Source organism: Nocardia sp. NPDC046763 (assembly GCF_040645495.1).
Classification (GTDB): Bacteria; Actinomycetota; Actinomycetes; order Mycobacteriales; family Mycobacteriaceae; genus Nocardia.
Genome location: NZ_JBEYYI010000013.1, coordinates 159,337 through 185,889, shown reverse-complemented (window position 1 = coordinate 185,889; position 26,553 = coordinate 159,337). Strand labels below are relative to the sequence as shown.

Genomic DNA, 26,553 nt, shown 5'->3' with positions numbered 1-26,553 from the left:
GCGGCAACCGACTCCGTGAGGTGAGGGCATGATGATCACGTTGTGGGTTGCGCTGCCTTACGCCGCCATTCTGTCGTGCGCCGCCGGGCATGTCTGGCGGTATCGGCGCGACGGGTTCCGCGGGTATCTCGATGGGCCGCACATCGATCGCGCGCAGCGGGCCGGGATCACGGCGGTGCGCGTCGGATTCCCGATCGTGTTCGTGGTGCGGGTGGTGGAAATGCTTGCGTCCGGGCCGCATTCACGACCCGGCCATGGTATCCAGTTGGTGCTGGGGACCATTCAGATCGTGGCCGTGCCGGTGACCATCGCCGGGGTGGCGCTCATTCTGATTCCGCCGCTGATCTCCGCCGACGTCCGGCAGCGGGTCACCCCGCTGGACCGCATCACGCTGCCGCTGCTGGCGGCGGCCCTCATATCGGCCGTGCTGGTGACCTTCGACGGCGGGTACACCGATGGCCGATACCGCACCGCCGAAACGCTTTTCACCTGGGCACGCTCGCTGATCGCCCTGCACCCGGAACCGGCGGTCATGGACCACGCCCCGATCCTCTACCAGGCGCGCGGACTCATCGTGGTGTTGATCATCGCGGTCTGGCCCTACACCCGCCTGGCCGGCATCCTCACCGTCCCCGTGGTGCGCGTCCTCCGCCAGGTGGCCGCCGCCCCCTATCGGTCCGCGCCGACGGTCTGACCATCCCGGCACCACGATTTCCGGGAGGTTGCCCCAATTCTTCAGAGCGACTGTTCTTCACGCAGTATGTGGCCGAGTTCGGACACACGCCAAAATCGCCGCCTACCTGGCCGCCGCCCATCACCTCCAGAGCCTCGCCGACGACCACGCTGCAAGCGTGATCACCGACTGGCCCGCCTTCGTCTCCGCCGGTGAATCCGTCATCGCCACCGAGAAACACCGCTGGGATGGCCAAGTGGTCCGAACAGGACAGCGCCCGTTGAGAATCGGCCCGCGCCAACGGTGCGATCTTCCCGGCCCGCGGACCCCGGGCCGCTAGAGTCGGGCTCGACACGGATTGCCGGTCCCGACCCACTCCCGAGGGAGCCACCGTCATGCACGATGACCGCCGGTTGATCGAAGACAGGCTCGGGCGGGTGCTCGACCGCATCGTCCCCGCCGTCTATCCGGAGTCGGTGCCGCTGCGGGCCTCGATCTGGGCGGCGCCGGGCGAACCGGTGCCGGTCGTGGAGGGGCTGGCCGCGCCCCGGACGCCGACCGGGCCGGGTGTCCCCTGGGGTGCGCCGTGGGGCACCAGCTGGCTCACCGTCGAGGGTACGGTGCCGCCGAGCTGGGCCGGCCGGACCGTCGAGGCGATCATCGATCTCGGGTTCGACCAGGGCATGACCGGATTTCAGTGCGAGGGCCTGGTGTATCGCGCCGACGGGACGCCGGTGAAGGGGTTGCATCCGCGGAATCGGTGGGTACGCGTGGCGGCGCCGGCGGCCGGGGGCGAGCAGGTGCTGCTGCACGTGGAGGCGGCATCGAATCCGGTCATCCCGTTCTTCGGGCCGACCGCGCTCGGCGATCGGGAAACCGCCGGGACCGAACCCCAATACCGTTTGGGCCGCATGGATCTCGCGGTGTTCGACGAGGAGGTCTGGCAGCTGGTGCAGGACCTCGAGGTGCTCGGGGAACTCATGCACGAGATGCCGGAGGATCCCGCGCGGCGCTACGACATCGTGCGCGCCATCGAGCACGCACTCGACGCCATCGACCTCCAGCACGTGAACGCGGGCGCGAGCGCCGCACGCGCCTGCCTGGCCGAGGCGCTGGCTCAGCCCGCCGTCCCCTCGGCACACCGCATCTCCGCGGTCGGGCACGCGCACATCGACACGGCCTGGCTGTGGCCGCTGCGCGAGACGGTACGCAAGGTCGCGCGGACCGCCGCCTCCATGACCGCTCTGCTCGACGACGACCCCGACTTCATCTTCACCATGTCCCAAGCGGCGCAATACGATTTTCTCAAACAGCACCGGCCCGAGGTCTACGCGCGGGTCAAGGCCGCGGTGGCCGCAGGGCGGTTCGTGCCGGCCGGCGGCATGTGGGTGGAGTCGGATACGAACATGCCGGGCTCCGAGGCCATGGCGCGGCAGTTCGTGCACGGCAAGCGGTTCTTCCTCGCGGAGTTCGGCATCGAGAACGAGGAGGCCTGGCTGCCCGACACCTTCGGCTTCGCGGCCGGGCTGCCGCAGATCATCAAGGCGGCGGGCTCCAGATGGCTGCTGACACAGAAGATCTCGTGGAGCCAGACCAACCAGTTCCCGCACCACACCTTCCTGTGGGAGGGCATCGACGGGACCCGCATCTTCACCCACTTCCCGCCCGTCGACACCTACAACTGTTCGATGCAGGGCCGCGAAATCGCCCATGCGGCACGGAATTTCAAGGAGAAGGGGCGGGCGACCCGGTCGCTCGCACCGACCGGGTGGGGTGACGGCGGCGGCGGAACCACCCGCGAGATGGTCGCCAAGGCCGCCCGCATGCGCGATCTCGAGGGCGCGCCCACGGTGCGGTGGGACCGGCCCGCCGACTTCTTCGCCGCGGCCGAGGCCGAATACCAGAACCCGGCGGTGTGGGTGGGCGAGCTGTATCTGGAGCTGCATAGGGCGACCCTGACCAGCCAGGCCAGGACCAAGCAGGGCAACCGGCGCAGTGAGCATCTGCTGCGCGAGGCCGAACTGTGGGCCGCCACCGCGGCCGTGCGGACCGGGTTCGAGTATCCCGCCGCCGAGCTGGACCGACTCTGGAAAACCGTGCTGCTGCACCAGTTCCACGACATTCTGCCGGGCTCCTCGATCGCGTGGGTGCACCGCGAGGCCGAGCGCACCTATACCGAGGTCGCCGCCGAGCTGACGGCGATCATCGAACGCGCCCAGTGGGCCCTCGGCGGTGAACGGTCCGGGCCGAACGTCTTCAATCCGGCGCCGCACGCCTGGCGCGGGATTCCCGCCGGTGGCGCGGCGGCCGAGAAGCCGGGCCGGGACTGCACCGTGACCGAACGGACCGGCGGCGGGTTCGTGCTGGCGAACGGCCTGGTGCGGGCCGAGGTGGACGCGCGCGGACTGCTGGTGTCGCTGTATGACATCGAGCACGATCGCGAGACCCTGCCGCCCGGTGCGGCGGCGAATCTGCCGCAGCTGCACCAGGATTACCCCAACTCATGGGACGCATGGGATGTCGACCGCTTCTATCGCAACAGCGTCACGGACCTGACCGGCGTAGACTTCCTTGCGGCGGAGACGGATTCACCGGCATCGGTCGTGGTTCGCCTCGGGCGGTCCTTCGGATCCTCGACCGTCGAGCAGACCCTCACTCTGCGATCGAACGATCCGGCCGTGGAGATCGCCACCTCCGTCGACTGGCACGAGACGGAGAAATTCCTCAAACTCGCGTTCCCCCTGGACATTCACGCCGACCGCTACGCATCCGAAACCCAGTTCGGTCACCTCTTCCGTCCCACCCACACCAATACCAGCTGGGAGTACGCCAAGTTCGAGACGTGTAATCACCGCTTCATCCACCTGGCGGAACCCGGCTGGGGCGTGGCCCTGGTCAACGACTCCACCTACGGCCACGACCTCACCCGCACGGTCCGGCCGGACGGAGGCGCCACCGTCACCGTGCGCGCCTCCCTGCTACGTGCGCCGCGGTTCCCCGACCCACATACCGACCACGGCGCCCACCACTTCCGGCACGCCCTCGTCCCGGGCGCCTCGATCACCGATGCGGTCCGGGCGGGATACCGAATCAACCTGCCGCCCTTCACACCCGGTGTCGCCGAGCCGGTCGCCCCGCTGGTAACCATCGACAACGACGACGTGGTGACCAGCGCCGTCAAGCTCGCCGACGACGGATCCGGCGATGTGATCGTGCGCGTCTACGAGGCGGGCGGCGGCCGCGCCTCGGCACTGCTGACCCCCGAGTTCGAGACCACCGGCCACCACTGCTGCGACCTGCTGGAGCGACCACTGCCCGGCGAGACGACCGCGACGCCGGAGGACCGGGGAATTCGATTGCGACTGCGACCTTTTCAGCTGGTCACTCTCCGCTTCGGCCGCCGGTGACGTCATTCTCGTTCACTCCGTTGACATCAGCCCGGACACCCTGCACGACCGACCAGCACTCGAGCGTGCACTGAACTCCGAAAACCCATGTCCCACAGCGGACATGATTTGGTCAGATCGACCGCACATAGTTGAATCGCCGACCACTCTGATCGAGCGAATTGAAATTCCCGACTATGGTCCCGGGCAGCGGGCAGATGAAGGAGGTACTCTTCACCATCGCCGTCTGATTGCCCGGCCGGTCCACATCCTCGCCGCTGTCGGTCAGACGTAGCGCGGCCGAGAATCCACCGGACGGAATGACCGCGTAGATGCCCTCACCGGTCCCGAACCGACCACTGCGGAAAGCGATGCCGCCCTCGCCGTCGAAGCTCAGCACATTCGAGGAGTCCTCCGCCGCGGTGAATTCACCGCGAAAGTCCCCGAGGCTCGCCCCGCACGATCCCGCGGCGAGGCCGGGGTGCGAGGTGGCGGTCACTGCGGCGGAAAGGGCCAGCGTGAGCGCCCCCGCGATAGCAATCCTCGAACACGGCCCAGCGGTCATTCGGCTTCCTCCCGGTCGGTCAACCCGGGCAGTGAACAATAGAATCGGGCGAATATCTCGCAGACACGCCCGTTCGTCATCGAAACGTGTGCTGACGCAGCCCATAACCCAACAATTTGAAAATTCTAAATTCCGACCGATCAGTATTCTTGTGTCGCAGCCGAATTCAAGGTCCTGAACACATGATCAGCAGGTCGGCGACATTCCGAGGCGACGTTGCCTCCCACGAATTGCATTCAGCTGGTTGTACCGTCCGATTCCATGACACGAAAGAAAGCCATCGGCCTGGTCGTCAGTGCGTTCGTGTGTACTGCCGTATTCACCATGAACCCCTCCGCGGCGTGGGGTTCGGGTGATATCGGGACGCCCCCCGACGCTCCCGGAGCGGTGGCGCCCTACGCACCGGCTCCCGCCGGCAATGTCCCGGTGGGACCGGCGCCGGAAAGGATCATTCCGGTTCCGCCACCCGCCGGTGGATTCCTCTGCCCGACTCCCTGACACAATCCCGCGTCCGTCCATCCGTCCGCCCCGCTCGCCTCGTGCCGCAGCCACGCGAAAGGCTTCCGCCTCGCGACAAAGGCTTCCGGCACGAGCGGCTTCGACCCCGGGGAATGCAGCCGCCGCGATGAATCCGGCCGCTGTCGCCCGATCAGGCCGCCATCGCCGAGGACAGCTGCCGCAGTGCGAGCTGGGGATCAACGACATCCACGACCAGGCGGGTGATCTCCGAACCCGCCAGATCGATCAACACGCCCTGACCGCCGAACCGCGTATCCCAGAACTCTTTCCGGCCCTTTCCCCGGAAGATGCCCGCGGCGATCACGCCCGGGAAGAACGTGCCCGGCGCCCGCACCCACGGCGGGCGCAGATCCACCGGCGCGGGGGCGAGAGCGGTGACCTGTGACAGGTCGAAGCTGACGTGATCACGCAGCGCGAGCAGCCGGTGAGCGCCGGTAACACGCACCGTCACAGTGGTTCCGGAGACCTCGATTTCGACCATTCCGCACCTCACGCGCTCGCCCGACACTGTTTCCGTCATCCACAGTGCCGGGCGATACTGGTCGTAGCCTGAGCGTTTCCTGGCTCTTCTCTCAGGCTTTCACACCGCGGCCGTACGCCGTCCCGGCCGGCCCTCACGCCTTTCCGGTCAGCTCCGCGACCATGCGCTTCGCCTGTGCCCGCGCCTCCGCGCGCACCTCTTTCACCTCGGCCCTGCTCAGCCGCGGGAACGGCTGCTGCCCGGCGCGCGCCCGGGCCACCGACGCGGCCCGCACACTCCGCTCGGCCCGGGTCCGGGCCTGGTCCAGCCGGCCGGCGATCATCTCGGCGAGGACGTTCTTGTTCGACATCGTTGTTCTCCTCGTGCCCGTGCCGGAGCTGGTGTTTCCGGCTACGAGAAGAACAATGCCGCCCGCCGCTGACGAGCCACCGACGGTGTGCTGACCGCGCGCGGACGGCCGCTGTCAGTCGGTCGGGAGGGTGACGCCGTCCTCGGCGGCCTTGGCGGCCACCTCCGCGGGGAAGATATTGCGGAACAGGTACAGGTCGCGGCCGAGCTTCCAGCCGGGTGCCAGGGCCACGGCGTAGCGCTCGAAGTAGCCGAGCTGCTTGCCCATCATGACCAGCTGCTGCGGGCCGGACGCGCCGCGGCGCTTGCCGAATTCGAGCAGGCGGGCCGTGACCACGCCGAGATCGAGCTTGTCGAGGCTGCCCGAGAGCACCGGGCCCAGGGCCACAGCCAGCTGGCGGCCGAGGGTGGCGTCGTCACCGCTGTCATCGGCGACCAGATCCAGTGCGCGCAGGGCGCGGGCGACCGGACGGAAGTCGTTGTCGATGGAGCTGGCGTAGAACAGGGCGCGCACGAACTCGCGCCACTCGGACTCCATCCGGCCGACAATGCCGAAATCGAGCATGGCGACCCGGCCGTCGTCGAGCAGCCACAGGTTGCCGGCGTGCACGTCACCGTGGAAGAGACCATGCACCGCAACCGATTCCATCCACGCCTTCACCAGGCGACGGATCAGCAGCTCCGGCTCGGGGTGCGCCGCGCGGATATCGTCGAAGCGGTCCAGGGGCATGCCGCGCATGCGTTCCATGCACAGCACCCGGGGTGCGCAGTACTCCCAATACACCTCGGGCACCGCCACATTGGTGTTGTCGCCGAAGGCCGTCAGATGGTCGCGGGCGCGGGTCTGGTTGTCCGCCTCGATGAGGAAGTTCAGCTCGGCGACGGTCGCCTCGTACAGATCCCGCACCACCGCCTGGGCATTGGCGACGCGGGCGTTCTCCGACCGCTTCTCCAGCGTGCGAGCCAGCCGCATGGCCGCGCGCAGATCCACGATCATGCGCCGGGCGATCTCGGGCCGCTGCACCTTCACCACCGCGGGCCGGCCATCGGCCAGCACGCACGCGTGCACCTGCGCGATGGAGGCCGCCGACAGCGGCTCGTCGTCGAAGTCCCGGAACAGCTCCGAGATCGGCTTGCCCAGATCGGCCTCGATGATGGCCCGGGCGTCCGCGGCAGCGAAGGGCGGGACGTCGTCGAGGCAGCGCAGGCAGGCATCGGCCAGCTCGCGCGGGAACGCACCCGGCGAGGACGCGATGAGCTGGCCCAGCTTCACGAACATCGGGCCGAGCGTCTCGAAACCGTTCACCAGGCCCTCGGCCGCGGCACGCTTGCGCTTGGCGGGACGCAGGCCGCCGCGCAGCACGCTGCCCACGACGGAGCCGCCCAGTACCGCACCGACCACGGCGGTCCGCCGCCACTCCGAGAACCCGAAGGTGTCGAGGTCGGGCCGGATCACCTCGGGCGTCCCCGCTCGCACAGTCATAGGTGAGCTCACGCGCCGCAGTGTATCGCTGACCCAGCTAACACCGCGGCATAGGTTACCGACACGTTCAGTAGTTTCGGGTCCACACCGCACGGTACCGTGGGCGGTCGAGTCGCAATCCGGCTCGGCACGGGCACGATCGGGCCCAAACTCATGTCGGCGGAAAGGCAAGACCGAGGTAATGACGGGTACAGCGGAAAAGCTGGCGGAACTGCGCAAGCTCCTGGAGATCGCCGAGGAACCCACCGGTGAGAAGGGCATCCAGAAGCGTCTTGCCAAAGGCGTCGCCAGCGCCCGAGAACGCGTCACGATGCTGCTGGACCCGGGCAGCTTCGTCGAGATGGGCGCGCTCATGCGGTCGCCCGGTCAGCCCAACGCCCTCTACGGCGACGGCGTGGTCACCGGGCGTGGCACCGTCGACGGCCGCCCGATCGTGGTGATCTCCCACGACTCCGGGGTGCAGGGTGGCTCGGTCGGCGAGACCTTCGGCCGCCGCGTCCGGATCGCCATGGAATTCGCGTACAACAACGCGTGCCCGGTGGTCGTGATCAACGACTCCGGCGGCGCGCGCATTCAGGAGGGCGTCACGGCGCTGGCTTGGTACGCCACCATGTGCCGGCTGCAGGAGGACCTGTCGGGCTACGTGCCGATGGTCGCGGTCATGTTCGGTAAGTGCGCGGCCGGTTCGGTGTACGGGCCGGTGAACATGGACGTGCTGGTCGCCACCGACGACTCGTACATGTTCGTGACCGGGCCCGAGGTCATCAAGGGCATCACCGGCGAGGAGATCTCCGCCGAGGAGCTGGGCGGCGCGGCCGTCCAGGCTCGCAACGGACTGCTGCACCACGTGGCCAGAACCGAGGCCGACGCCCTGCACTGGGCGCGCGAGTACCTGAGCTACCTGCCGAGCAGCTGCCTCGAGCAGCCGCCGATCATCAACCCCGGCCTGGAGCCCGAGCTCACCGACTCCGATCGCGAATTGGACCGGATCATCCCGGATTCCGATCGCCAGGGCTACGACATGCACGAGGTGCTGCTGCGCATCTTCGACGACGGCGGGTTCCTCGAGATCGGCGAGGCCGCCGCGCAGAACCTCATCACCGGATTCGCCCGCGTGGACGGCCGGCCGGTCGGTGTCATCGCCAATCAGCCGATGGTGCTGGGCGGTGCGCTGGACGCGGCATGCTCGGACAAGGGTGCGTACTTCATCCGTCTGTGCGACGCCTTCAACATCCCGCTCGTCTACGTGGTCGACACCCCCGGCGTGCTGCCGGGTCTCGAGGAGGAGCGCAACGGCGTCATCAAGCGCGGCGGCCGCATGTTCCGCGCGCTCATCGAGGCCACGGTTCCGATCGTCACCATCGTGACCCGTAAGGCGTACGGCGGCGGGTACGCGGTCATGGGCTGCAAGCAGCTCGGCGTCGACATCAACCTGGCGTGGCCGACCGCCCGTATCGCGGTCATCGGCGCGGACGGCATGGTCACCGTCACCGGTAAGAAGACCCTCGCCGCCACCCCGCCCGAGCAGCGCGAGACCGTGCGGCAGCAGATGGTGGACTTCTACAACGCGCTCATCGACAACCCGTGGGTGGCGGCCGAGCGCGGCTACATCGACGCGGTCATCGAGCCGTCGGCCACCCGCCTCGAGATCCGCAAGGCGCTGCGCCTGCTGCGCGAGAAGAACGCGGTCCGCAAGCACAACCCACGCAAGCACAACCTGTTCCCGATCTGAGAACCGTTGCCCGCGGTCAACATTCGTTGGGCGCGGGCACACCCTGCAGGCGCTGGTCCAGCCAGCTCAGCGATTCCGGATAGCCGGTGGCCGCGGCGATGAAGTGTTCGCCGAACACGCTGCGATAGACCGCCGGCACGCCGAGTGCGCACTGTTCCTGGTAGAGGTTCTTCGCGCCCACCGCGGGTACCCAGAACTCCTGCTCGCCGTTGAAGATGAACAGCGGCACAGGCGATTTCTTGCCGTCCATACGGGTGATGCTGTAGATCTCGTGCGCTAGATCGCTGTCCAGCGGGTCCGGGGTATCGGCCGCGATGTCGATGGGCAGCTGCAGCACGCCCGGCACCGTGAAGACCTCGCTGCACTGGCTGTTGAGCACCGACACCGCCACCCACTGAGCCAGATGGTTCATGCGGGCCAGGATTTCGGGCCGCTCGCGGCCGATACCGAAGACCGCACCCAGGAACACCCCCGAGGCCAGATTGGCGTTCATTGAGTGCGCCAGCAGGCTGAAATCCGCGGGCACGCCGCCCAGGGCCGCGCCGACCACCACGTCGGACAGCTCGGGTGCGTACTCGGACATGAGCTTCACCGCGCCATTGGTGGCGATGGCCCCGCCGGAGTAGCCGATCATGCCGAACTTGCTGTCCCCCAGCTCGTCCGGCAGCTGATTGCGGACCGCGCGAATGGCGTCGAGGACGGCGTGCCCGGCCACGATGGGCTCGGCGTAGGCCATCCGTGGTCCCTCATGGTCGGTGATCAGCACCGCGTAGCCGCGCAGCAGCGCCAGCTGGGTGGTGGGCAGGATGTACCCGGTGAAGTTGGAGGCCCGTGAGAAGCCGTGTGCGAGCGTGTAACTGGGGTTGCAGTCGCGGCCCAGCGCGTCGATGGGCAGGTTGTTGACCACTACCGGCCGCTCCCCCGGCCCGGTCCAATCTCCCACCGGCAGCACCAGACTGGCGATTCCGTAGGAGGACTCGTCGTGAGAGTCGTTGGTGCGGTACTTCAGCTGCAGCACCTGCCGCACGGGCACGATCAGTGTGGGTGCGGCCGTCGCGGTTACGTCGCGGACCGCGACGATGTCGCCCGGGTCGACGTCGTCGAGCCCGTCGGGCCAGTCGTCGACGAAGGAGTCACCGATGGCGGCGGGCATGGTCGCGGCCCGCAGCGCCGCCAAATCCGGTGTCAGCTGGGCGGCGTCGACCAGCGGCGAGTCCGCCTGGGCCGGTGCCAGGGGCGGCGCGGGGATCACCTCGTCGATCCAGTGCTGGATGTCGGGCAGTGAGGGCGGGGCGATTCCGGGCGGACCGGGCGGAATCGCCGGTGCTCCGATGTGGGGTGGTTGCGCGAATCCCGGTGCGGCACCGTAGCCGACGATCGCGCACCACCCGATCATCAAGGCACCGGCGATATTTCGCAGACGATGCAGCACAACACCCCCACGGATCAGAACGGTCTTCGAACGGGCCAGCTCCTGGTCTCTCGCGCGCCCGAGCCTACTGGGGCACTCTGATCCGACACTCCGGACTTGTCGATTCGACGCCACATCGAGACCGGCCCGTGCCCGTAGGGTCGTGTTTCACATCCTCCGGCGCATCACCATGTCCAGCTGCGCATTGCTGATCTGGCGTCCGGCATTGGACACCGAGGTGACCATGCAGCTACCGAAGGAGCCGGTCCGGTCGAACAGGGTCGCGACGCCGACCGCCAGGCCGTGCTCGCTGAAATGGCTGTCGGCCTGCACGCCGATCTCGGTGCCCTCGGGCTGACGGGAAAGGCCCAGTGTCATATCGGTATTGATGAACCCGATGCCCTTGTCGCCCCAGTTGGTCATCATGCTGGTGGCCTCGGCCACCACCCCGACCCGCACGAACGGGGTCAGCTCCTCGCCGGTCACCACCCGGATGGGGTTCTGCCAGGTACGTTTCCGGAGGTTGTTCTCATGGTCGGTGGGCACCGAGCTCCACACCGGCGAGTCCTCCCCGCTGTTGAACAGCGGCGTCCGCGGCAGCGGCGAGGGCGGCGCGATCTCCAGCGACGGCGGCTGCGGCTCCCGCTCCCGATGCCACAGCTCCCCCGGCGGCTGCTCGGCCGGCCGCAGCAGCACCGCGGTGGCGCGCGCGGCCACGGTGCCGCCCTGCACCACGCTCACGTCCGCGACCCGGATCCGGCGGCCGTCGCGCACCCGCACGGTCGGGGTGGTGGTGTGCTCGAAGCGCGCCGCGCTGAACAGGTCCACGGTCAGCCGCACCGGCACGAACCCGTCGGTGGCGTGCGCGCGTTCGAGCTCACGGGCCAGCAGGCCGGTCAGGGCCGGGCCGACCACCTGCGCCGAGGACCACTCGCTGGCCGCGAACGGCGTCGGGAAGAAACCGCCGTCCACCTCGTCGAAATACGCGGGCACATCCACCACGGCACCGGCTCCCGTCCACTCAGGTTGATCGATCCACTTCTTTCCAGACCTAACACACGCGTGAAACCCGTTTCAATCCAGGGCCCGCTGGACGGGCCGGCACCGGTCCGGATTAGCCCGCGAGACCACGGGTACGCCATCGCTATGGTCCGCACCATCGACCGGCTGCTCGGCACCCTGACGCTCACCGTGCACGTCCTGCAGGACAACGACATTCCCTGTGCGCTCACCGGTGACTGCGCGGTCTACGCGCGTGGCGGGCCGGTCAGCGGCCCGCATTCCGAGGTCGACGTGCTGCTGCGGCCCGCGGATGTGGCCCGTGGGCAGCGCCTGCTCGCCGCCGCCGGACTGCGGCCGCCGCTGCCGGCCGCCGACGCCGAGCGGACCACACTGTACGACCGCGATATTCGTGTCGATCTGGTGTTCCGCCCGAACTACCGTCCTGTCACCGATGAACTGCTGGCACGGGCGGAGCGGCTGCCCATCGGGTCGATCGCCGCGCCGGTGGTCACCGTCGCCGACTTCCTGGTGGACGAGCTCACCGTGTCCGATCCACAGCGGCTGGATTTCACCCGGCTGCTGCACATCGCGCGGGAATTGCGCGCTCAGGTCGATTGGGGGCGGGTGCGGGCCGAAACCGCGGCATCACCCTATGCGCGCGCGTTCCTCGGCCTGCTGGACGATCTGGGCATCACCGACGGCCGGTGTGAACATGGATCTACAGCGGTGTGATTCGCCCGAACCGTCCCGGGTATCCAGTTGTTATCGGCTCTGCAATACCCCCGGAGAAAGGACAGTGTTGATGCCTGTCACTTCGCCCGCCTACGACGACACCCACAATCTCCCGGGACCGATTCTGGCCGCAGCCGGAATCGTCGCGATCGCTTTGACTTTGACGACCGCTGGTTACGGCGCACTCACCTGGAGCGCGCTGTGCGGGCTCGCCGGCACGGTGTGCCTGCGATTCGGAATCGGCCTGATGATCATCGAGCATCGCCGGGTCAAAGCCGCGATGCGGCACGACTCCGCTCGCCAGGGACGAGTTTGATCACCTCGAGGGCCGAGTTTGATCTTCCGCTAATTCCTGGATAAAGCGGAACAGTCCATTCCCGGCAGAACTTTCGATCGGAAGTACTGGAAAAGCCGTGCTCAGGGGCGCTTGCAACCTTTTGCCAACCCTCGTTTCGCAAACTCGTAGCACACCGAAAAGTACTCTGGCGCTGCGAATTCGATGTTGCAGATGTACTTGCATCTGCGCAACGCACGGTCATAGACTCGTCGTGCAAGGCATCCAATAAGGGGACAACCAGAGTGCCGAGCGGTGAATCACCGGCGATTCTTCGCCCACGGTGAGCCGTCGGCCTGGCGTCAGGGGCGTTCGAATGAATCAGCCAATCAACCTCAGCCGACTCGGGTTTGCCGACAGAAGTCAGCCGGAGCAAACCTATTCACGTGAGACGGCAACCGCTTTCGTCATCCGCCAGGTCGAATCCACAGGAGCGGCCACTCGGTATGATTTCGACATCGAGCGGATCGTCACCACGGCGCATGCCATGGTGAACGACTGGGATCTGCACAGCATGCAACCGGAGGCGTTCTGGCGCATCGCCTCCAGTTTCATCAGGCAGTAATCCGAATCCGGCCGTGCCGCAGGCCGACTCGTCAGGTCCACGGCACGCTGATAGGGGCCCCACGAGGGGCCCCTTGTCCGTGTGTGCGGACCTTCCGTCCGCCGCTGGGGACAAGCGCGGAGCTCAGTCGAGCTCCGCAGCAATCCGCGCCAGCTCTTTGCGGGAGCGCTCCGGCGGCTCCGCCTGGACGCTCAGCTGATCCATGACCTGACGATAGAGCTCCAGATCCTGGCGGCGATCCAGGTACAGCGCGCTGGTCAACTGCTCGAGGTAGACGATGTCGGGGAGTTCGGCCTCGGCGAAGCGGAGCATGGTGAACGAACTGCCCGCAGCCGCATGGCCACCCGCCGCGTAGGGCAGCACCTGAATGGTCACATTGGGCAATTTGGACATGTCGATAAGGTGCTCGATCTGGCCGCGGAGCACACCGGGGCCGCCGACGGGGCGATGCAGCACCGCCTCGTCCAGCACAGCCCAGAAGCTCGGCGCACCGTCGCGGGTGAGTAGCTCCTGGCGACGCCGGCGCAGCGAGACGCGGCGTTCTCCATCAGCATCGTGCCCGAGGGCGACTATCGAGCGCGCGTAGTCCGGGGTCTGCAGCAGACCCGGGATCAGCTGACCCTCATAGGTACGAATGGATTTCGCCGCGTGCTCGAGGCCTAGATAGGTTTCGAACCAGGGCGGCAGCAGGTCGCTGTAGCGATGCCACCACCCCGGCTGATTCGCCTTGCGAACCAGTTCGAGAAACTGCTCACGCTCACCGGGATCGTCAACGCCGTACAGCGCCAACAGATCCCGGATATCGCGCTCCTTGAATCCGGTCCGCCCGAGTTCCAGACGACTGATCTTGGCGTGAGACCCGCGGATGTGGTCACCCGCCGCTTCGCGCGTAATACCGCTGAGTTCCCTCAGCTTCCGTAGCTGGCTGCCGACCGCGATACGCAGTGCAGTCGGGCCACGTTCGGCGACAGCGGAATCCGCCCGATCGTGGGCAACAGGTTCTGCGATCATGGGGTCCACTCCGATGCTCGGGTTTGCCGGCAGTGGACTCACAACCGTCTGTCGCGAACCACCGCGCCGATTGCCAATGCTACCGCTCAGCGCGCGAGGTCGTCGAATTCTCCACTCTTCGCGCCGCGTAGGAACGCGTCGATCTCGGGCCGCGTGTACACGATCAGCGAGCCCTCGGGGTCACGCGAGTTGCGCACGGCCACCTGCCCGTCGGCCATGGGAGCCATCTCCACGCAGTTACCACTGGGATTGCTGAAGGTGCTCTTGCGCCACAACAGGTTCGAGCGATCGATGGGAGTTGCCGAGATGTCCGTCATTTCAGACTCCTTGCCAGTACCGCCCGCAGACGGTGGTCCCAGTACTTGCAAATGTTCGGTCAGGTGTACTTACAGTTGCAACCGCAAGCACGACGATAGCACGCAGATTGCCGGCTATCGATGCCCTCGGAGCAGCACATCCTTTGCAACACAACAGGTTCGATCTTGGTTCACCGAAAGGCCAGGCGAAGTTGCGAAGGATTTCAGACAATCCCGGCTAGTTGGTCCCGTTCGTCCGATTGCTCCGGAACCAGTTGTCCGAAAAGTCACGTGACGCCGGAATCGTGCGGGGACAGTGGATTTGAGTGTGCAGATGTGCTTGCATCTGCACGATCCGAGCTCCTAGACTCGGTAGATCATCCCCTAATCGGCCAGAGGCATCCTATGACGCAGATGCTCGTCCGTCCCACCGATGTCGCGGCTTGCAACGATATTCCCGATGATTGTGCGGTCGAACCACGCACCCTCACCTATCGTCAGGCCCGCGCCATTCTGCGCGCGCACGATCAACACTTCGCGTGCCGACAGTATCTGGCGGCCATAGCCTATCTGTCCGCGGACAACGACGTGGACTGAGCGCGCGCACTATTGCTTTCGCGCGTCCACGCCCGATGACCGATCGGAGCGCGACTTCCCTTGCGCGGCACCACGTCCGGCGGGTACCCCGGAGATGGACATGCCATCACGTGGAAGAGCGCCGCGATGTTTCACACTGCCGCCCACGAGCTGCTGACGCAGCTTCAGCACGCACAGATCTTCAACCCGACCCCGGAGACGCCGCCGGTAGCCGACAAGCTGCTGCGGCTGGTCCGCTATTTCACCTGGTTCGTCCTGCTCTCCGGAGTGCTGGCCATCACCTATGCGGGTGGCCGCTTCGCCTGGGAGAAGTGGAGCGGTGGCGGGGTGCAGGCTCCCAAGCAGGTCGCGGGCGCGCTCATCGGCGGCATTCTGGCGACGAGCGCGGGCACCATCATGAATGCCGTGATCGGGCAATAATTTCTGCCAAGCGGGGTTGTCTGAGACGAAACCGACCCGTCGGATTTGAAACGGGCGTGATCGGGTCGGTCCAGCCCGTTCAGGCCGTCGCGGCCACCTCGCCGGCGGACTCGGCCCCGGCCGCGCCGACCAGTTCCTCGAAGCGCGCCACCACCTTCCGGTGGTACATGCCGAACAGATCCTCGAACAGCGCCAGCTGCGCCTGACTCGGCCCGCTGTCCGACTCCCACACCGCGACCAGTGCCCGCCACACCAGCACATGCAGATCCGGCGAGACCGCGAAATAGGCCTCGACCGCCTCCGGCACCTCCAGCACCATCTCGCCGATGGAATTGAGCACCGCGCGCTGCACCGTGTGCCCGAGCGCGGTGAGCAGCCGACGCAGCAGCCCGAGCTCGATGCTCAGCATGCGATACGGATCCGGGTCCGCGCCGCGCGCAAGGGTTTCCAGTTCGTCGATCTCGTCCTTGAGGACCGCCGGATCGAGGGCACGCTCGCCGCCGGTGTAGGCCAGCAGCGCCTCGAGCGCGATGCCGCGTTCCTCGTCGACGATATTGCCGAACATATCTGCGGCGATCTCCGGATCCGGCATGGACAGCCGGAACAGCCGGCGGTACACATCCACGCCGCCCTCGGTGCGCACATCCCGGATGACGAATCCCTTGCCGCGGTACGCGTCCACGAACCCGTAGGATTCGAGGCGGCCCAGAATCAATTGCGCCGTAGCACGATTCAGGTCGAATTCGTCGGCGACCTGGCGGACGGACGGCATCAGACCACCGGGCTCGTACTCCCCGGATGCCACACGGCGTGCCAACTCGTCGGCAACGTCGGCGACGACCGTCCGGTCTCCCATCGTGTCACCTCTCCATAAATCCTCGACTACGTCCCAGACAGTCTAGGTGGTTGTTCGATCAACCGCACAAGTCTCGGACTCGCAAGAGATAGCACCGGACTGTTCAGTATCTTTACGAAATCCATACGGCACGGGGTTCCGATTCATACGGTTTTCCGCCCTAGGCTCCGAGCGTGGTTTCACCGATCGACGTAGCCAAACGACTCGTGCTCGGACGCCCGTTTCGCAGTGATCGGCTCGGGGAGACCCTGCTGCCCAAGCGGCTCGCGCTGCCCATTTTCGCCAGTGACCCACTGTCGTCGGTCGCCTACGCCACGCAGGAGATCCTGCTCATTCTGACCCTGGGCGGGTTGGCCTACCTCCATCTGACCCCGGTGGTGGCCGCGGGCGTGGTGGTGCTGCTGGCGGTGGTCGCGCTGTCGTATCGGCAGGTGGTGCAGGCGTATCCGTCCGGCGGCGGCTCCTACGAGGTGGTGGCCGAGAACCTGGGGGCACTGCCCGGCCTGGTCGTGGCGGCGGCGCTGCTGGTCGACTATGTCATGACCGTCGCGGTATCGGTGGCCGCCGGAGTGGACAACATCATTTCCGCCATTCCGGATCTGAATCCGTACCGGGTGGCCGTCAATCTCGTATTCGTCGTTTTCCTGACCGCGATGAATCTGCGCGGCGTCCGGGAATCCGGGCGGGCTTTCGCGATTCCCACCTACGGATTCATTCTCGGCGTGTTCGCGCTCATCGCGGTGGGGCTGGGCCAGACACTGCTCGGGCACACGCCGGTGGCGGAGAGCGCGCACTATCAGATTCACGCCGAGCAGGTCGGCCTCTCGACCGCGGGGGTGGCGTTCCTGCTGTTGCGGGCGTTCTCCTCCGGATGTACCGCGCTGACCGGCGCCGAGGCCATCTCGAACGGGGTGCCCGCGTTCCGGAAGCCCAAGGCGCTCAATGCCGCCCGCACCATGACCGCCATGGGCGTCATCGCCATCGTCATGTTCTCGGGCGTCACGGCGCTGGCCATGATCACCAAGACCCGGGTGGTCGAAAATGCCTGCGATCTCATCGGATTCGAGGGCGACTGCCGGACCGACGCGCAGAAGACCGTCATCGCGCAGATCTCGGCGGCGGTGTTCGGCGGGCACAGCATCGCCTTCTACTACCTGATGGTGACCACGGCGCTGATCCTGATCCTGGCCGCCAATACCGCCTACAACGGCTTCCCGCTGCTGAATTCGATCCTGGCGCAGCGGCGCTACATGCCGCGGCAGCTGCACACCCGAGGCGACCGGCTGGCCTTCTCCAACGGCATCATTCTGCTGGCGGTGGTGGCCGGCGGGCTGATCTACGCCTTCGACGGGTCGACCACACGGCTCATCCAGCTCTACATCATGGGCGTGTTCACCTCCTTCACCCTGTGCCAGACGGGCATGGTCAGGCATTGGAACAAGGAGCTGAACACCGTCGAGGGCCGAGCTCAACGCCTGCGAATCCACCGGGCGCGCTTCATCAATGCCTTCGGCGCCTGCTTCACCGGGGTGGTGCTGGTGGTCGTCATGATCACCAAATTCACCCATGGCGCGTACCTGGTGGTCATCGCCATGCCGGTGCTGGTGGCGATCATGTGGCTGATCCACCGGCACTACTCGTCGGTGCGGGCCGAACTGGAGATCGACCGGGACGATCTGGAGACGCTGCCGGGGCGGGTGCACGCACTGGTGCTGGTGTCGGGCTGGCACAAGGCGACCCAGCGCGCCGTCCAGTTCGCACGCGCCACCAGGCCCGACACCTTGACCGCGGTGACCGTGAACGTGGACGACGCCGACACCCGCTACCTCGCCCGGGATTGGGAGTCCTACCAGGTCGGGATTCCGCTGAAGGTCATCGAATCGCCGTACCGCGAAATCACCCGGCCGGTACTGGAAGAGATCAAACGCCAGCGCAAGTCGCGGCCGCGCGATGTGGTGAGCGTGTTCATCCCCGAGTACGTCGTCGGGCGCTGGTGGGAGAACCTGCTGCACAACCAGAGTTCGCTGCGGCTCAAGGCGCGATTGCTGTTCGAGCCCGGGGTGATGGTGACCAGTGTGCCCTGGCAGCTGCGCTCCTCGCGCGCCCGGGCCGTACCGCGGGAGGAGCACACGCCCGGTGAGATCCGGCGCGGTATCACCGGATCCGGCGACGCGGCCTGAGCGCTAACGGGCGAGCAGCTGCGAGACCGTGACGAAGCGGTAGTCCTGATCCTTCAGCGCCCGGGCGATGCGGGGAATGGCGGCGAGCGAGGGCGCGCCGGTCGCATACATGGCGTGCAGCAGGATGATCGAGCCCGGGCGCACTTTCGACAGGGTCTCCGCCACGATCTGGTCGGTGGTCGGCGCCTTGCCGGAGTCGGGCTCGACGTCCCAGGTGACCGTGGTGCGATCGTGGCGGGACAGGTACCAGGGCAGGGCGAAGAGCTTCTTGCCGTTGGGCGGCCGGAACGTGATCGGGCCCTGGTAGCCGGTTTTCGCGATCTCGGCGTCGGTGCGCTCCACCTCGTCGCGCACGAAGCCAGGGGTCACGAAGATCATGCGCTGATGGTGGTAGGTGTGATTGCCGATCTCGTTGCCGGAGGCCGCGATGGCCCGGCCCTGGTCGGGATGGGCGGCCAGTTCGCCGCCGATGAGGTAGAAGGTGGCCGGAATACCCGCGTCGGCAAGGGTTTTCAGGATCTCGGGGGTGCGCTCGCCGGGGCCGTCGTCGAGGGTGAGGGCGACGATCTTGTCGGTGGTGTCGACGCGCGGCACGATGCGGCCGGCCACCTGGTAGGTGCGCGAGTTCATCAGGGTGTACAGCCCGACGGAGATCAGGGCCAGCACCACCAGCGTGAGCGCGCCGCCGATGAGCAGCCTGCGTTTCATCCCGTTCCTAAGCCTCGTCCTCGCCCCCTGCGCGCTCGAGGCTACCTGCCCAGCGCTCCGACCACCGCCAAACCCGTTCCAGGGCATCGCCCAATTCCACTCCAGCAGTGGTCAATTCGTAGGACTTGTCCGGCTTCTTTTCCACCACACCGGCTTCCACCAGCCGCTGCAGTCGCACCGACAGCATGCTCGACGAGCAATTGCCCATGCGCCGGCGCAGTTCCAGGAAGCCGAGCGCACCGGGCTCCAGTTCCCAGATCACGCGCAACATCCAGCGCTGGCCGAGCAGGTCCATGGCGGCCAGCAGCGGGGTGGCCGAGGCGTCGGCGCGGCTGTTGGCGGGGGGTGGCTGACTTGCGCTTCTCATTTCGAAGTATCAATCTAGTACTTCTGGATTAGAAGCAATACAGTGGATGGAGGTCGCTGATGGCGACAACGGATACCCAGCGCATCGTCCTGATCACCGGAGCCTCCCGCGGCATCGGCGCGGAAACCGCGCGGGTGCTGGCCGCCCGCGGCGACCACGTGGTCGTCAACTACCGGGAGAAGCGCAAACGCGCGGAGACCTTGGCCGCCGAGATTGCCGCCGCGGGCGGTAGCGCGTCGGCGGCGGGAGCGGATATCGCCGACCCGGACAGCGCGCGGGCCCTCATCGACGGGGTGGTCGCCGAGTTCGGCCGATTGGATGTGTTGGTGCTCAACGCCTCCGGCGGATTGGAACGCGACGCAGCCCCCGGCTACGCCATGCTCCTCAACCGCGACGCCCAGGCTCGCCTGACCCGGCTCGCGCTGCCGCATCTCCCCGCGGGCGGTCGCATCGTCTTCGTTACCAGCCACCAGGCCCATTTCTCCCCTACCCACGAGGTCCCGCCCGGCTACGAGCCCATCGCCGCGAGCAAGCGCGCCGGCGAGGACGCCCTGCGCGCCATGACCGGCGAATTCACCAGCCGCGGTGTCGGTTTCACCGTGGTATCCGGCGACATGATCGACGGCACCATCATCGTGCGCCTGCTCGAACGCCGGGACCCCGATGCCGTCACTGCCCGGCGCGACCAGGGCGACCTGCCGACCGTCGAGGACTTCGCCACCGCCGTCGCCGACGCCACCACCCTCGAAACCCCACCCGGCCACACGGTGTACGTCGGCGGCCAGGACTACCTGTCCGAGGCGGTCGGCGCACAGGCGACCTCGGAAGGCTGACTCTTCGGCTGTGCCTCGGCGTGGCGATCCGCCCACGCCCGAGGCGGCGCAGCAGGCCGGCATGTTCGGAGGGACGAGGTGGCAGGCGCTGGAGCATTTGGCCGGCGACAGGCGAGGGTCGGGTTCCGGCTGGCCGAATGATTGCGTGTTGTGGCGAGACTCGCCGAATGGGGGTGCGAAGTCGACTCGCGCAGCACAATCCGCTGGCCGGGCCGGGGCGGCGGTGACAGCATCGACGGATGCCGCATTGGATCGAGGTACTTCCTACCTTCACACTCGCCTGTTTGATTCTGGCCGCACTGCCGGGTCCGGCCACCGCGCTGTTCCTGCAGCGGTCGGTCCGGGACGGCCGGGCCGCCGGGCTGGCGGCGGTGGCGGGCAATGAGATCGGCATCTTCGGCTGGACGCTGGCGGGCGGCGCGGGGCTGTCAGCGCTGCTGGTGGCCAACCAGGTGCTGAATGTGGGCATTCATCTGCTGGGGGCGGTCGTGCTGGTGTGGCTCGGCATCCAGGCCTGGCACGGATCGCGGGGCGACGACGCCTTCGGCGCCGCATTGACCTCGGCCCTGCCCGGCGGCCGCACCCCGGCCTCCGCCTTCCGGGCATCGCTGATCTCCATCGCCGCCAACCCGAAGGCCGCGGTCTTCGGCCTGACGATCCTCCCCCAATTCCTACCTTCGAGCGGCCCGGTCCTCCCCACGGTCCTGATCCTGGCCGTCATCCAGCTCGCCATCGACACCACCTGGTGCATCGGCGTCGTCCTCGCCGCCGACCGCGCCGGAGCTTGGCTGCGCCGCACCGGAATCCGCCGCCGCATCGAGCGCACCCTCGCCGCCATCCTCGTCGGCCTGGGCCTGGGCCTGGCCGCCGACGCCCGCTGAACACGTCTCGGGCCGTCATCCGGTGCCCGCCGAACGGAGCGCCGCACTCTCTGTTCGGTCTTGTTCGAGGGCGTGTCGAAACGAGTGGTCGGGAAGTGGGGGTGCGCGGTATTCGATTCGGCTTGCGCATGTAAGTGCGGTATCCGGTGGAAGCCAGGGGGTACGACGCGGTGGTGTTCGGCGTGGCGGGAGGTGGCGTGCAGGACGACCATGGTGGTACCGGTGGGTACGGATCGGGCGCTGAGCGGAGGTGGTGTGGTCATGGTGAACGACGTGGAGAAGCGGTGGAATGATCCGTCGATGTTGCGGCATGCGACCACCTATGTGCTGGCCGTGCTCGGCGGGACCGCGGTTGTTGCGGTCGTCGTGCTGGTTTGGGCGGCGGCACGGCCTGCATGCCTCAATGCGGGGTCGAGCCTGTGTGATGGCACCTCCCGGGTTGTGGTGGGGCTGGTGCCGGGTGGGGTTCTGTTGTTCGGGGGAATCGGGGCGCTGGTGATCGCGTTCCGGGCGTGGCGGGCGGAGCGGGCGTGGCCGATCTGGCAGGGGGCGGCGTGGTTTCTGTTCACGATCATGGTCGTGTACCTGAGCATTGCCGGGACGCAGGGTTAGCGGATCAGATCGGGCAGTGGGTGGTTTCGGCGGAGGTGTCGTGGTGGTCGAAGGGCGTGCCGCGGATACCGACGCGGGCGGCGAGGTAGCGGGCCACCCGGGTGTTGCGGTCCCACATGGGGTCGATGTGGCGGGCGCGGCGGACCATGCGGGCGCGGGCGCCGGGGAGGTGGTCGTCGAGGGCGCGCAGGCGCACCCCGGTGGTGGCGGCCAGGCCCACCAGCTGTGCGAACGGGCGCAGGGGTACCGACTCCAGGGGTGTTTCCGCCAGCAGAGTGCGGACCAGGGGTTCGCTGCTGTAGTAGGCCAGCGCACCCAGAAGCGGTGCGGTAGCGGCTATTTGGAGGCGACCGGTCGGTGTGGCCGTGGTGAAGCGACGGGTGGCCGCACCCACCATGGTGGCCGTCCACCGTGGGGCCACTCCGGCGGTCGCGACCATGAAGTCGGCCTGCTCCATGCCCTCGGCGGCGCTGCGGGGAATGAGTTCGTCGGGGACGCCGAAAACGTATGCGATGTAAGCCCAGTAGTGCATGACCGCGTCGAGTTGGCGGGTGGTGCACCGCCGGCCGTGCACGTGGTCGAAGCACATCGGTGACAGACCGAAGGTGACGGCCGCGCCCATGGTGGTGGCGGTGGAGATGGGGTTGCCGTGCTCGGCGAAATGCTCATCGCCCCAGGTTCGCCGGAGCATCGCACGGACCTGGGCGTGCATGAGCCGGACTCGGACGGTGTCGTGGAAGATCGGGTTGCGGCGCTCCAGCGCTCGCGGTGCGGTGACACTGCGGAACCAGACCGAGGATTCGAGATTGCGGCGGTAGGGATCCCGGACGAAACGACCCGTCTGCCCGACCGCGGAGGCGACCTCCGCCCCCACGAAGGTACCCATGAAGTCCTGCACACCCATCGCCATCTTCCCGGCGAGCGACACATTGATCCAGAGCCGGCGGCCGTACTCCCACAGGTCGGGGTCGTACCAGCCCGGTGGATTGTCCAGCAGCGCGAACAGATTCACGAGTTCCGGCAGTGGATCCTCGACGCTGTCGATGCCGTGGGCAAGCGCCTGGTCGAGCATTCGCCGACCGCCCGCGGAGCCGAGCCGCCGGAATGCCGCCACCAGCGCGTCCATGGGTTCGTCACCCTGCCAGAGGTGGTCGGCCATCATCCGGGCGCGCGGGGTGTCGACGGGCTCGGGTCGCACGTCGATCCACGGACCCAGCATGGCCTTTCGCGGTTCGAACCACAGCTTCGAGGGCACGGCGCGCGGCGGTGGCGGGCGCAGCGGCAGGCCCGGGCGGTAGTAGTAATCGTAGGGATGCGACCGTGTCGCTTCGAGACCCTCGGTCATGGCGTCAAAACCCTGTCAGCTGGCGGAATCTGGTGATCGAGTCGGCACCGCGGTCGGCGTGGACCGGGCAGTAGTGCTTGGGGTCGGCGCGGTGTTCGGCTGCGGGCCACAATATTTCGGGCGCTTCGGGCGGCGGCAGCCACGCGGGACGTTTCCCGGCCACGCGGCGGCGGGCGGCGTGGATGCGGGGGAAGAAGTATTTGACCGAGTCGGGTGTCACCCGGTTCATGGCTGACAGTGTCCGGCACAGCCGGTCGAAGCGGCGCTGGTCACGGGCGGTCCAGGTGAACCCCATGGTGCGGCGGATCTCCGGATCGCACAGGCCGATGGTGACGAACCGGTAGAACCGTCCGCCGGCCGGGCGGATCAGGTGCTCCCACAGTGGTTTCGGCAGCTGCCGCACCAGCGGGAACGGCGGCACCGGCACGGTGTCCACGAGATGGAAGACATCGCGGGCCGCCCTCGTCGGTTCCAGGGTGTCGCGGCACATGTCGCACCAATAGCGTTGGAAGGCGGGCCAGCTCGGCGGCACCACCCGCATGCTCATGCCGTACAGCTCGTACCAGCGGTAGTGCTCGCGCCAGAGTTGTTCGCGCTCGACCTCGTTCAGCCCGCCCATGAACAGGTCTGCGGCGCGCAGGTTCTGGACGAAGAACACCGCGTGCGCCCAGTAGAAGGTGCCGGGATCCAGGGCGTGATACCGGCGCCCGCGCGCGTCGACGCCCTTGATGTCGCGGTGGTATCCAACGATCTCACGGGCGGTGTCGCGGGCGCGGCCGCCGTCGAACACCACCCCGTAGATCGGGTACAGCGAGCGCAGGATCCGCTGATAGAACTCGTCGTGGATCTCGGAGTGGAATTCCACGCCGGCCCCGAGCCCCGGATGCATATTCTGCACCATGCCGACGAACAGGGCGCTGGGCAGAAAGTACAGGGACCCGAAGGTCTTCCAGGTCAGTGTTTCCGGCCCGAGCGGCAACTGATCATGTCGGAGAGGGTGCGCCGGTTCCTTGCCCTGGTCCGATACCGCGCTGTGTGACACCATGTTTCCCACGCTGACACGACTATTTACTCGCATTCAATTCGCATTCCGAATCTCGCCCGAAACGCCATGACATCGAAGCGCCGCACCCCGAAAACGCCCGCTCCACCGCCGCGCCGCACCCCGCAGCAGGAGCGCTCACGCGCCATGGTGGCGCGCATCGTCGACGCCGGGCAGCAGGTGCTGATCACGCACGGCTACGACGGCGCCTCCACCAATCGGATTGCCGCGGCGGCGAAGATCAGCCCGGGCTCGCTGTATCAGTACTTCCCGAACAAGGACGCGGTGGTGGCTGCGGTGATCGAACGCTACACCCGCGACGTGGCAGAGCGGGTCCGGGCGCGGGTGCTGTCGAATATCGGCAGACCGCCGGAAGTGTCGGTGCCGGAAACTATTTCGTATCTGATGGACGCCCTGGGCAATGACCGTGAGCTGCTGCGCGCAGTGGTCGAGCAGACGCCGCGGCTGGGTGCGGACGGGCCGGTGGTGGCGTTCGAGCAGCAGATCGGCGAGCTGGCCCGGGTGGCGCTGTCCATGCGTCCGTATCCGATTCCGGTCGTGGTGGACGCCGATGCCACGGCCTGGATGCTGGTGCGCACGGTCGAGCATCTGACCATCCGCTACCTGCTCGACGCTCCACCCATTCCCCGTGAACGGTTCCTGGCCGACATCACGCGGCTGATCCTGAACTTCTTCCGGGAGCCGCCGGTGCGAGCAGAACGCGAGTAATCAAACCGTTTGGTCGACGTGGCGGGCGGCGGGCAGGGCCAGCAGCAGATCCACGGCCCTCGCCGCGCTCTGGGCGGCGCTCTCCATCGTGGCCGACCAGTCGGTTCGGGTCCAATCCCCCGCCAGCACCAGCGTGGGCACCGAGGTGCGCTGCCCCGGCCGCAGCCCATCGGTGCCGACCACCTGCGAGAACGTGGCCCGCGGCATCGGAACCACCTGCGCGTGCACCACTTTCGCGTCCGCGGCGTCGGGATAGTAGCGCCGCAGCAACGCCATCTGTTCGTCCACCACCTCGTGGTGCGGCTTGTGGATCTGCTCGTAGGCGCCGCTGGTGGTCAGGCAGTACAGCCAGCCGTCGAGGGTGCCGCGCCCGTGCATGCGCTGCCGATCGAAGACCTCGTCGACGATGCCCGCGCCGCCGATGAGCGCCTCCATGGCGGCCTTGGTGCCGAGTGGGCGGTCCAGGTACAGGTTGGTGCTGACGATCGGGGTGTAGCCGAGTTTGTCGGCGGCCGAATAGATCCGGTCGTGCTCGGGTAGCTCGTCGAGCAGGCCGCCGATGTAGGAGTTGGGCACCGCGCACACCACGGCGTCGGCGGGCTGCACCTCGCCGCCCGCCAGCACCACACCGGTCACCGCGCCGTCCTCGATGCGAATGCGCCGGGCCACCGCCCGGTGCCTCACCTGCACCCCGTGCCGGTCGAACACCCGCTGCGCGCCGGAGACGAACAGGGTGTCGAGGTCGGTGGTGGGATAGCCGATGCTGACGGGCCGCAAATGCCTGACACCCAGCCGGATTCCGGTGGCCAGCACGTCGGCGAACACCTTGGCCGACTCCTGCCGCACCGGTTCGGCGGCGATGCCCAGCGCCAGCCAGTCCCACAGCGCCTCGCGCGCGGTGGCGGGCATGCCGAGCCGCCGGAACCACTGGTCGGTGGTGAGGTCGGCCAGGTCACCGGGCTGACGCAGGCACTGCCACCCCATCCGGAGGGTGGCCGTGGCTGCGCGCAGCCGGTCGCCGATGCTCGCGTCGGGATGCGCGCCGAACAGGGCCCGCAGCGCGGGAAAACCGGTGGTGCCCATGATCGCGGTGCGCCCGCCGGGCCAGCGCAGGACACCTTGCTGCGGGAAGGTCACGTACTGGCGGGTGCCGACACTGGTCAGGTATCGGAACAGATGTTCGTAGCCGCTGGCGATCACGTGCTGGCCGTTGTCGGGGATATCGCGCAGCGGCGCGACCTCCAGCGCATGGGTGCGCCCGCCGAGGCGTCCGCGCCGTTCCAGGAGCGTGACCTGCTTTCCGGCCTCGGCCAGCCAGACCGCCGACGCCAATCCCGCCAATCCCCCGCCGATGACCACGTAGCGCCGCGGATCGTTCATGTTCGCCCCTCGAACCATAGCCTGCACCAAGAAAGCTACGCCCGCCCTGCCCGGGGCATGCGCGA

At 67.5% G+C, this 26,553-nt stretch carries 28 protein-coding genes; 14 read left to right on the top strand and 14 right to left on the bottom strand.

The window, feature by feature from the left end; translation table 11 throughout:
• Positions 1-28: 28 nt before the first annotated feature.
• Both ABZ909_RS22435 and ABZ909_RS22430 read left to right on the top strand, forming a co-directional pair.
• Positions 29-694 (top strand): respiratory nitrate reductase subunit gamma, encoded by a 666-nt coding sequence (locus ABZ909_RS22435; RefSeq protein WP_357002659.1) that lies wholly within the window; start codon positions 29-31, stop codon positions 692-694.
• Positions 695-1,068: 374 nt separating this feature from the next.
• Positions 1,069-4,080: a glycoside hydrolase family 38 C-terminal domain-containing protein gene (locus tag ABZ909_RS22430; RefSeq protein WP_357002657.1), complete on the top strand. Its 3,012-nt coding sequence runs from the start codon at positions 1,069-1,071 to the stop codon at positions 4,078-4,080.
• A 112-nt stretch (positions 4,081-4,192) separates the two neighbouring features.
• Here the strand turns inward: ABZ909_RS22430 and ABZ909_RS22425 are convergent, their stop codons facing one another.
• Positions 4,193-4,624 carry a hypothetical protein gene (locus ABZ909_RS22425; protein WP_357002655.1) on the bottom strand — a complete coding sequence of 144 codons (432 nt, stop codon included), beginning with the start codon at positions 4,622-4,624 and terminating at the stop codon, positions 4,193-4,195.
• Positions 4,625-4,885: 261 nt separating this feature from the next.
• Between ABZ909_RS22425 and ABZ909_RS22420 the strand changes: the two genes are divergently transcribed.
• Complete coding sequence (locus ABZ909_RS22420; protein ID WP_357002653.1) at positions 4,886-5,122, top strand: hypothetical protein; 237 nt, start codon at positions 4,886-4,888, stop codon at positions 5,120-5,122.
• Positions 5,123-5,273: 151 nt separating this feature from the next.
• Here ABZ909_RS22420 and ABZ909_RS22415 read toward each other — a convergent pair whose 3' ends face one another.
• From ABZ909_RS22415 to ABZ909_RS22405, 3 genes are all read right to left on the bottom strand, one after another.
• Positions 5,274-5,624: a hypothetical protein gene (locus tag ABZ909_RS22415; protein ID WP_357002651.1), complete on the bottom strand. Its 351-nt coding sequence runs from the start codon at positions 5,622-5,624 to the stop codon at positions 5,274-5,276.
• Between the two features lie 133 nt (positions 5,625-5,757).
• The gene (locus tag ABZ909_RS22410) at positions 5,758-5,973 is read right to left on the bottom strand and encodes a hypothetical protein (RefSeq protein ID WP_357002649.1); all 216 of its coding nucleotides are present in this window, start codon (positions 5,971-5,973) and stop codon (positions 5,758-5,760) included.
• A 114-nt stretch (positions 5,974-6,087) separates the two neighbouring features.
• Positions 6,088-7,467 (bottom strand): AarF/ABC1/UbiB kinase family protein, encoded by a 1,380-nt coding sequence (locus ABZ909_RS22405; protein ID WP_357002647.1) that lies wholly within the window; start codon positions 7,465-7,467, stop codon positions 6,088-6,090.
• 169 nt (positions 7,468-7,636) lie between these two features.
• On the opposite strand from ABZ909_RS22405, the gene ABZ909_RS22400 reads away from it, so the two are divergent.
• Complete coding sequence (locus ABZ909_RS22400; protein WP_357002645.1) at positions 7,637-9,187, top strand: acyl-CoA carboxylase subunit beta; 1,551 nt, start codon at positions 7,637-7,639, stop codon at positions 9,185-9,187.
• 16 nt (positions 9,188-9,203) lie between these two features.
• Here ABZ909_RS22400 and ABZ909_RS22395 read toward each other — a convergent pair whose 3' ends face one another.
• Positions 9,204-10,619 (bottom strand): lipase family protein, encoded by a 1,416-nt coding sequence (locus ABZ909_RS22395; RefSeq protein WP_357002643.1) that lies wholly within the window; start codon positions 10,617-10,619, stop codon positions 9,204-9,206.
• 147 nt (positions 10,620-10,766) lie between these two features.
• Entirely contained in the window at positions 10,767-11,600 is an 834-nt protein-coding gene (locus tag ABZ909_RS22390; RefSeq protein WP_357002642.1) for an acyl-CoA thioesterase domain-containing protein, read from the bottom strand.
• Between the two features lie 144 nt (positions 11,601-11,744).
• Here ABZ909_RS22390 and ABZ909_RS22385 point away from each other — a divergent pair, with 144 nt between their 5' ends.
• From ABZ909_RS22385 to ABZ909_RS22375, 3 genes are all read left to right on the top strand, one after another.
• Positions 11,745-12,332, top strand: coding sequence for a hypothetical protein (locus ABZ909_RS22385; protein ID WP_357002640.1), 588 nt, complete (start codon positions 11,745-11,747; stop codon positions 12,330-12,332).
• Between the two features lie 70 nt (positions 12,333-12,402).
• Positions 12,403-12,648 (top strand): hypothetical protein, encoded by a 246-nt coding sequence (locus ABZ909_RS22380; protein WP_357002638.1) that lies wholly within the window; start codon positions 12,403-12,405, stop codon positions 12,646-12,648.
• A gap of 334 nt (positions 12,649-12,982) precedes the next feature.
• A complete protein-coding gene (locus ABZ909_RS22375) occupies positions 12,983-13,231 on the top strand; it encodes a hypothetical protein (RefSeq protein WP_157390198.1) in 249 nt (82 codons plus the stop codon).
• A 123-nt stretch (positions 13,232-13,354) separates the two neighbouring features.
• On the opposite strand, the gene ABZ909_RS22370 is transcribed toward ABZ909_RS22375, so the two are convergent.
• Together ABZ909_RS22370 and ABZ909_RS22365 are read right to left on the bottom strand one after the other, a co-directional pair.
• Positions 13,355-14,242 carry a helix-turn-helix transcriptional regulator gene (locus ABZ909_RS22370; RefSeq protein ID WP_357002636.1) on the bottom strand — a complete coding sequence of 296 codons (888 nt, stop codon included), beginning with the start codon at positions 14,240-14,242 and terminating at the stop codon, positions 13,355-13,357.
• An 86-nt stretch (positions 14,243-14,328) separates the two neighbouring features.
• The gene (locus tag ABZ909_RS22365) at positions 14,329-14,559 is read right to left on the bottom strand and encodes a DUF397 domain-containing protein (protein WP_357002634.1); all 231 of its coding nucleotides are present in this window, start codon (positions 14,557-14,559) and stop codon (positions 14,329-14,331) included.
• Between the two features lie 393 nt (positions 14,560-14,952).
• Here ABZ909_RS22365 and ABZ909_RS22360 point away from each other — a divergent pair, with 393 nt between their 5' ends.
• Both ABZ909_RS22360 and ABZ909_RS22355 read left to right on the top strand, forming a co-directional pair.
• The gene (locus tag ABZ909_RS22360; RefSeq protein ID WP_357002632.1) at positions 14,953-15,135 is read left to right on the top strand and encodes a hypothetical protein; all 183 of its coding nucleotides are present in this window, start codon (positions 14,953-14,955) and stop codon (positions 15,133-15,135) included.
• A gap of 126 nt (positions 15,136-15,261) precedes the next feature.
• Positions 15,262-15,555, top strand: coding sequence for a hypothetical protein (locus tag ABZ909_RS22355; RefSeq protein ID WP_357002630.1), 294 nt, complete (start codon positions 15,262-15,264; stop codon positions 15,553-15,555).
• Between the two features lie 79 nt (positions 15,556-15,634).
• On the opposite strand, the gene ABZ909_RS22350 is transcribed toward ABZ909_RS22355, so the two are convergent.
• Complete coding sequence (locus tag ABZ909_RS22350; protein ID WP_357002628.1) at positions 15,635-16,411, bottom strand: GntR family transcriptional regulator; 777 nt, start codon at positions 16,409-16,411, stop codon at positions 15,635-15,637.
• A 173-nt stretch (positions 16,412-16,584) separates the two neighbouring features.
• On the opposite strand from ABZ909_RS22350, the gene ABZ909_RS22345 reads away from it, so the two are divergent.
• Complete coding sequence (locus tag ABZ909_RS22345; RefSeq protein ID WP_357002626.1) at positions 16,585-18,591, top strand: APC family permease; 2,007 nt, start codon at positions 16,585-16,587, stop codon at positions 18,589-18,591.
• A 3-nt stretch (positions 18,592-18,594) separates the two neighbouring features.
• Here ABZ909_RS22345 and ABZ909_RS22340 read toward each other — a convergent pair whose 3' ends face one another.
• Positions 18,595-19,299 carry a polysaccharide deacetylase family protein gene (locus ABZ909_RS22340; protein ID WP_357002624.1) on the bottom strand — a complete coding sequence of 235 codons (705 nt, stop codon included), beginning with the start codon at positions 19,297-19,299 and terminating at the stop codon, positions 18,595-18,597.
• A gap of 7 nt (positions 19,300-19,306) precedes the next feature.
• On the bottom strand, positions 19,307-19,666 hold the full coding sequence (locus ABZ909_RS22335; protein WP_357002622.1) for a helix-turn-helix domain-containing protein: 360 nt from the start codon (positions 19,664-19,666) through the stop codon (positions 19,307-19,309).
• Positions 19,667-19,725: 59 nt separating this feature from the next.
• On the opposite strand from ABZ909_RS22335, the gene ABZ909_RS22330 reads away from it, so the two are divergent.
• The 3 genes from ABZ909_RS22330 (at position 19,726) to ABZ909_RS22320 (ending at position 21,992) form a co-directional block, all read left to right on the top strand.
• The gene (locus ABZ909_RS22330; RefSeq protein ID WP_357002620.1) at positions 19,726-20,499 is read left to right on the top strand and encodes an SDR family oxidoreductase; all 774 of its coding nucleotides are present in this window, start codon (positions 19,726-19,728) and stop codon (positions 20,497-20,499) included.
• A gap of 239 nt (positions 20,500-20,738) precedes the next feature.
• Entirely contained in the window at positions 20,739-21,380 is a 642-nt protein-coding gene (locus tag ABZ909_RS22325; protein ID WP_357002618.1) for a LysE family translocator, read from the top strand.
• Positions 21,381-21,602: 222 nt separating this feature from the next.
• Positions 21,603-21,992 carry a hypothetical protein gene (locus ABZ909_RS22320; RefSeq protein ID WP_357002616.1) on the top strand — a complete coding sequence of 130 codons (390 nt, stop codon included), beginning with the start codon at positions 21,603-21,605 and terminating at the stop codon, positions 21,990-21,992.
• A 4-nt stretch (positions 21,993-21,996) separates the two neighbouring features.
• On the opposite strand, the gene ABZ909_RS22315 is transcribed toward ABZ909_RS22320, so the two are convergent.
• On the bottom strand, positions 21,997-23,337 hold the full coding sequence (locus tag ABZ909_RS22315) for an oxygenase MpaB family protein (protein WP_357002615.1): 1,341 nt from the start codon (positions 23,335-23,337) through the stop codon (positions 21,997-21,999).
• Between the two features lie 4 nt (positions 23,338-23,341).
• Positions 23,342-24,382 (bottom strand): oxygenase MpaB family protein, encoded by a 1,041-nt coding sequence (locus ABZ909_RS22310; RefSeq protein WP_357002613.1) that lies wholly within the window; start codon positions 24,380-24,382, stop codon positions 23,342-23,344.
• 66 nt (positions 24,383-24,448) lie between these two features.
• On the opposite strand from ABZ909_RS22310, the gene ABZ909_RS22305 reads away from it, so the two are divergent.
• On the top strand, positions 24,449-25,108 hold the full coding sequence (locus ABZ909_RS22305; protein WP_357002611.1) for a TetR/AcrR family transcriptional regulator: 660 nt from the start codon (positions 24,449-24,451) through the stop codon (positions 25,106-25,108).
• On the opposite strand, the gene hpnE is transcribed toward ABZ909_RS22305, so the two are convergent.
• Positions 25,109-26,488: a hydroxysqualene dehydroxylase HpnE gene (hpnE, locus tag ABZ909_RS22300; protein WP_357002609.1), complete on the bottom strand. Its 1,380-nt coding sequence runs from the start codon at positions 26,486-26,488 to the stop codon at positions 25,109-25,111. It lies immediately after the preceding gene.
• Positions 26,489-26,553: the final 65 nt, after the last annotated feature.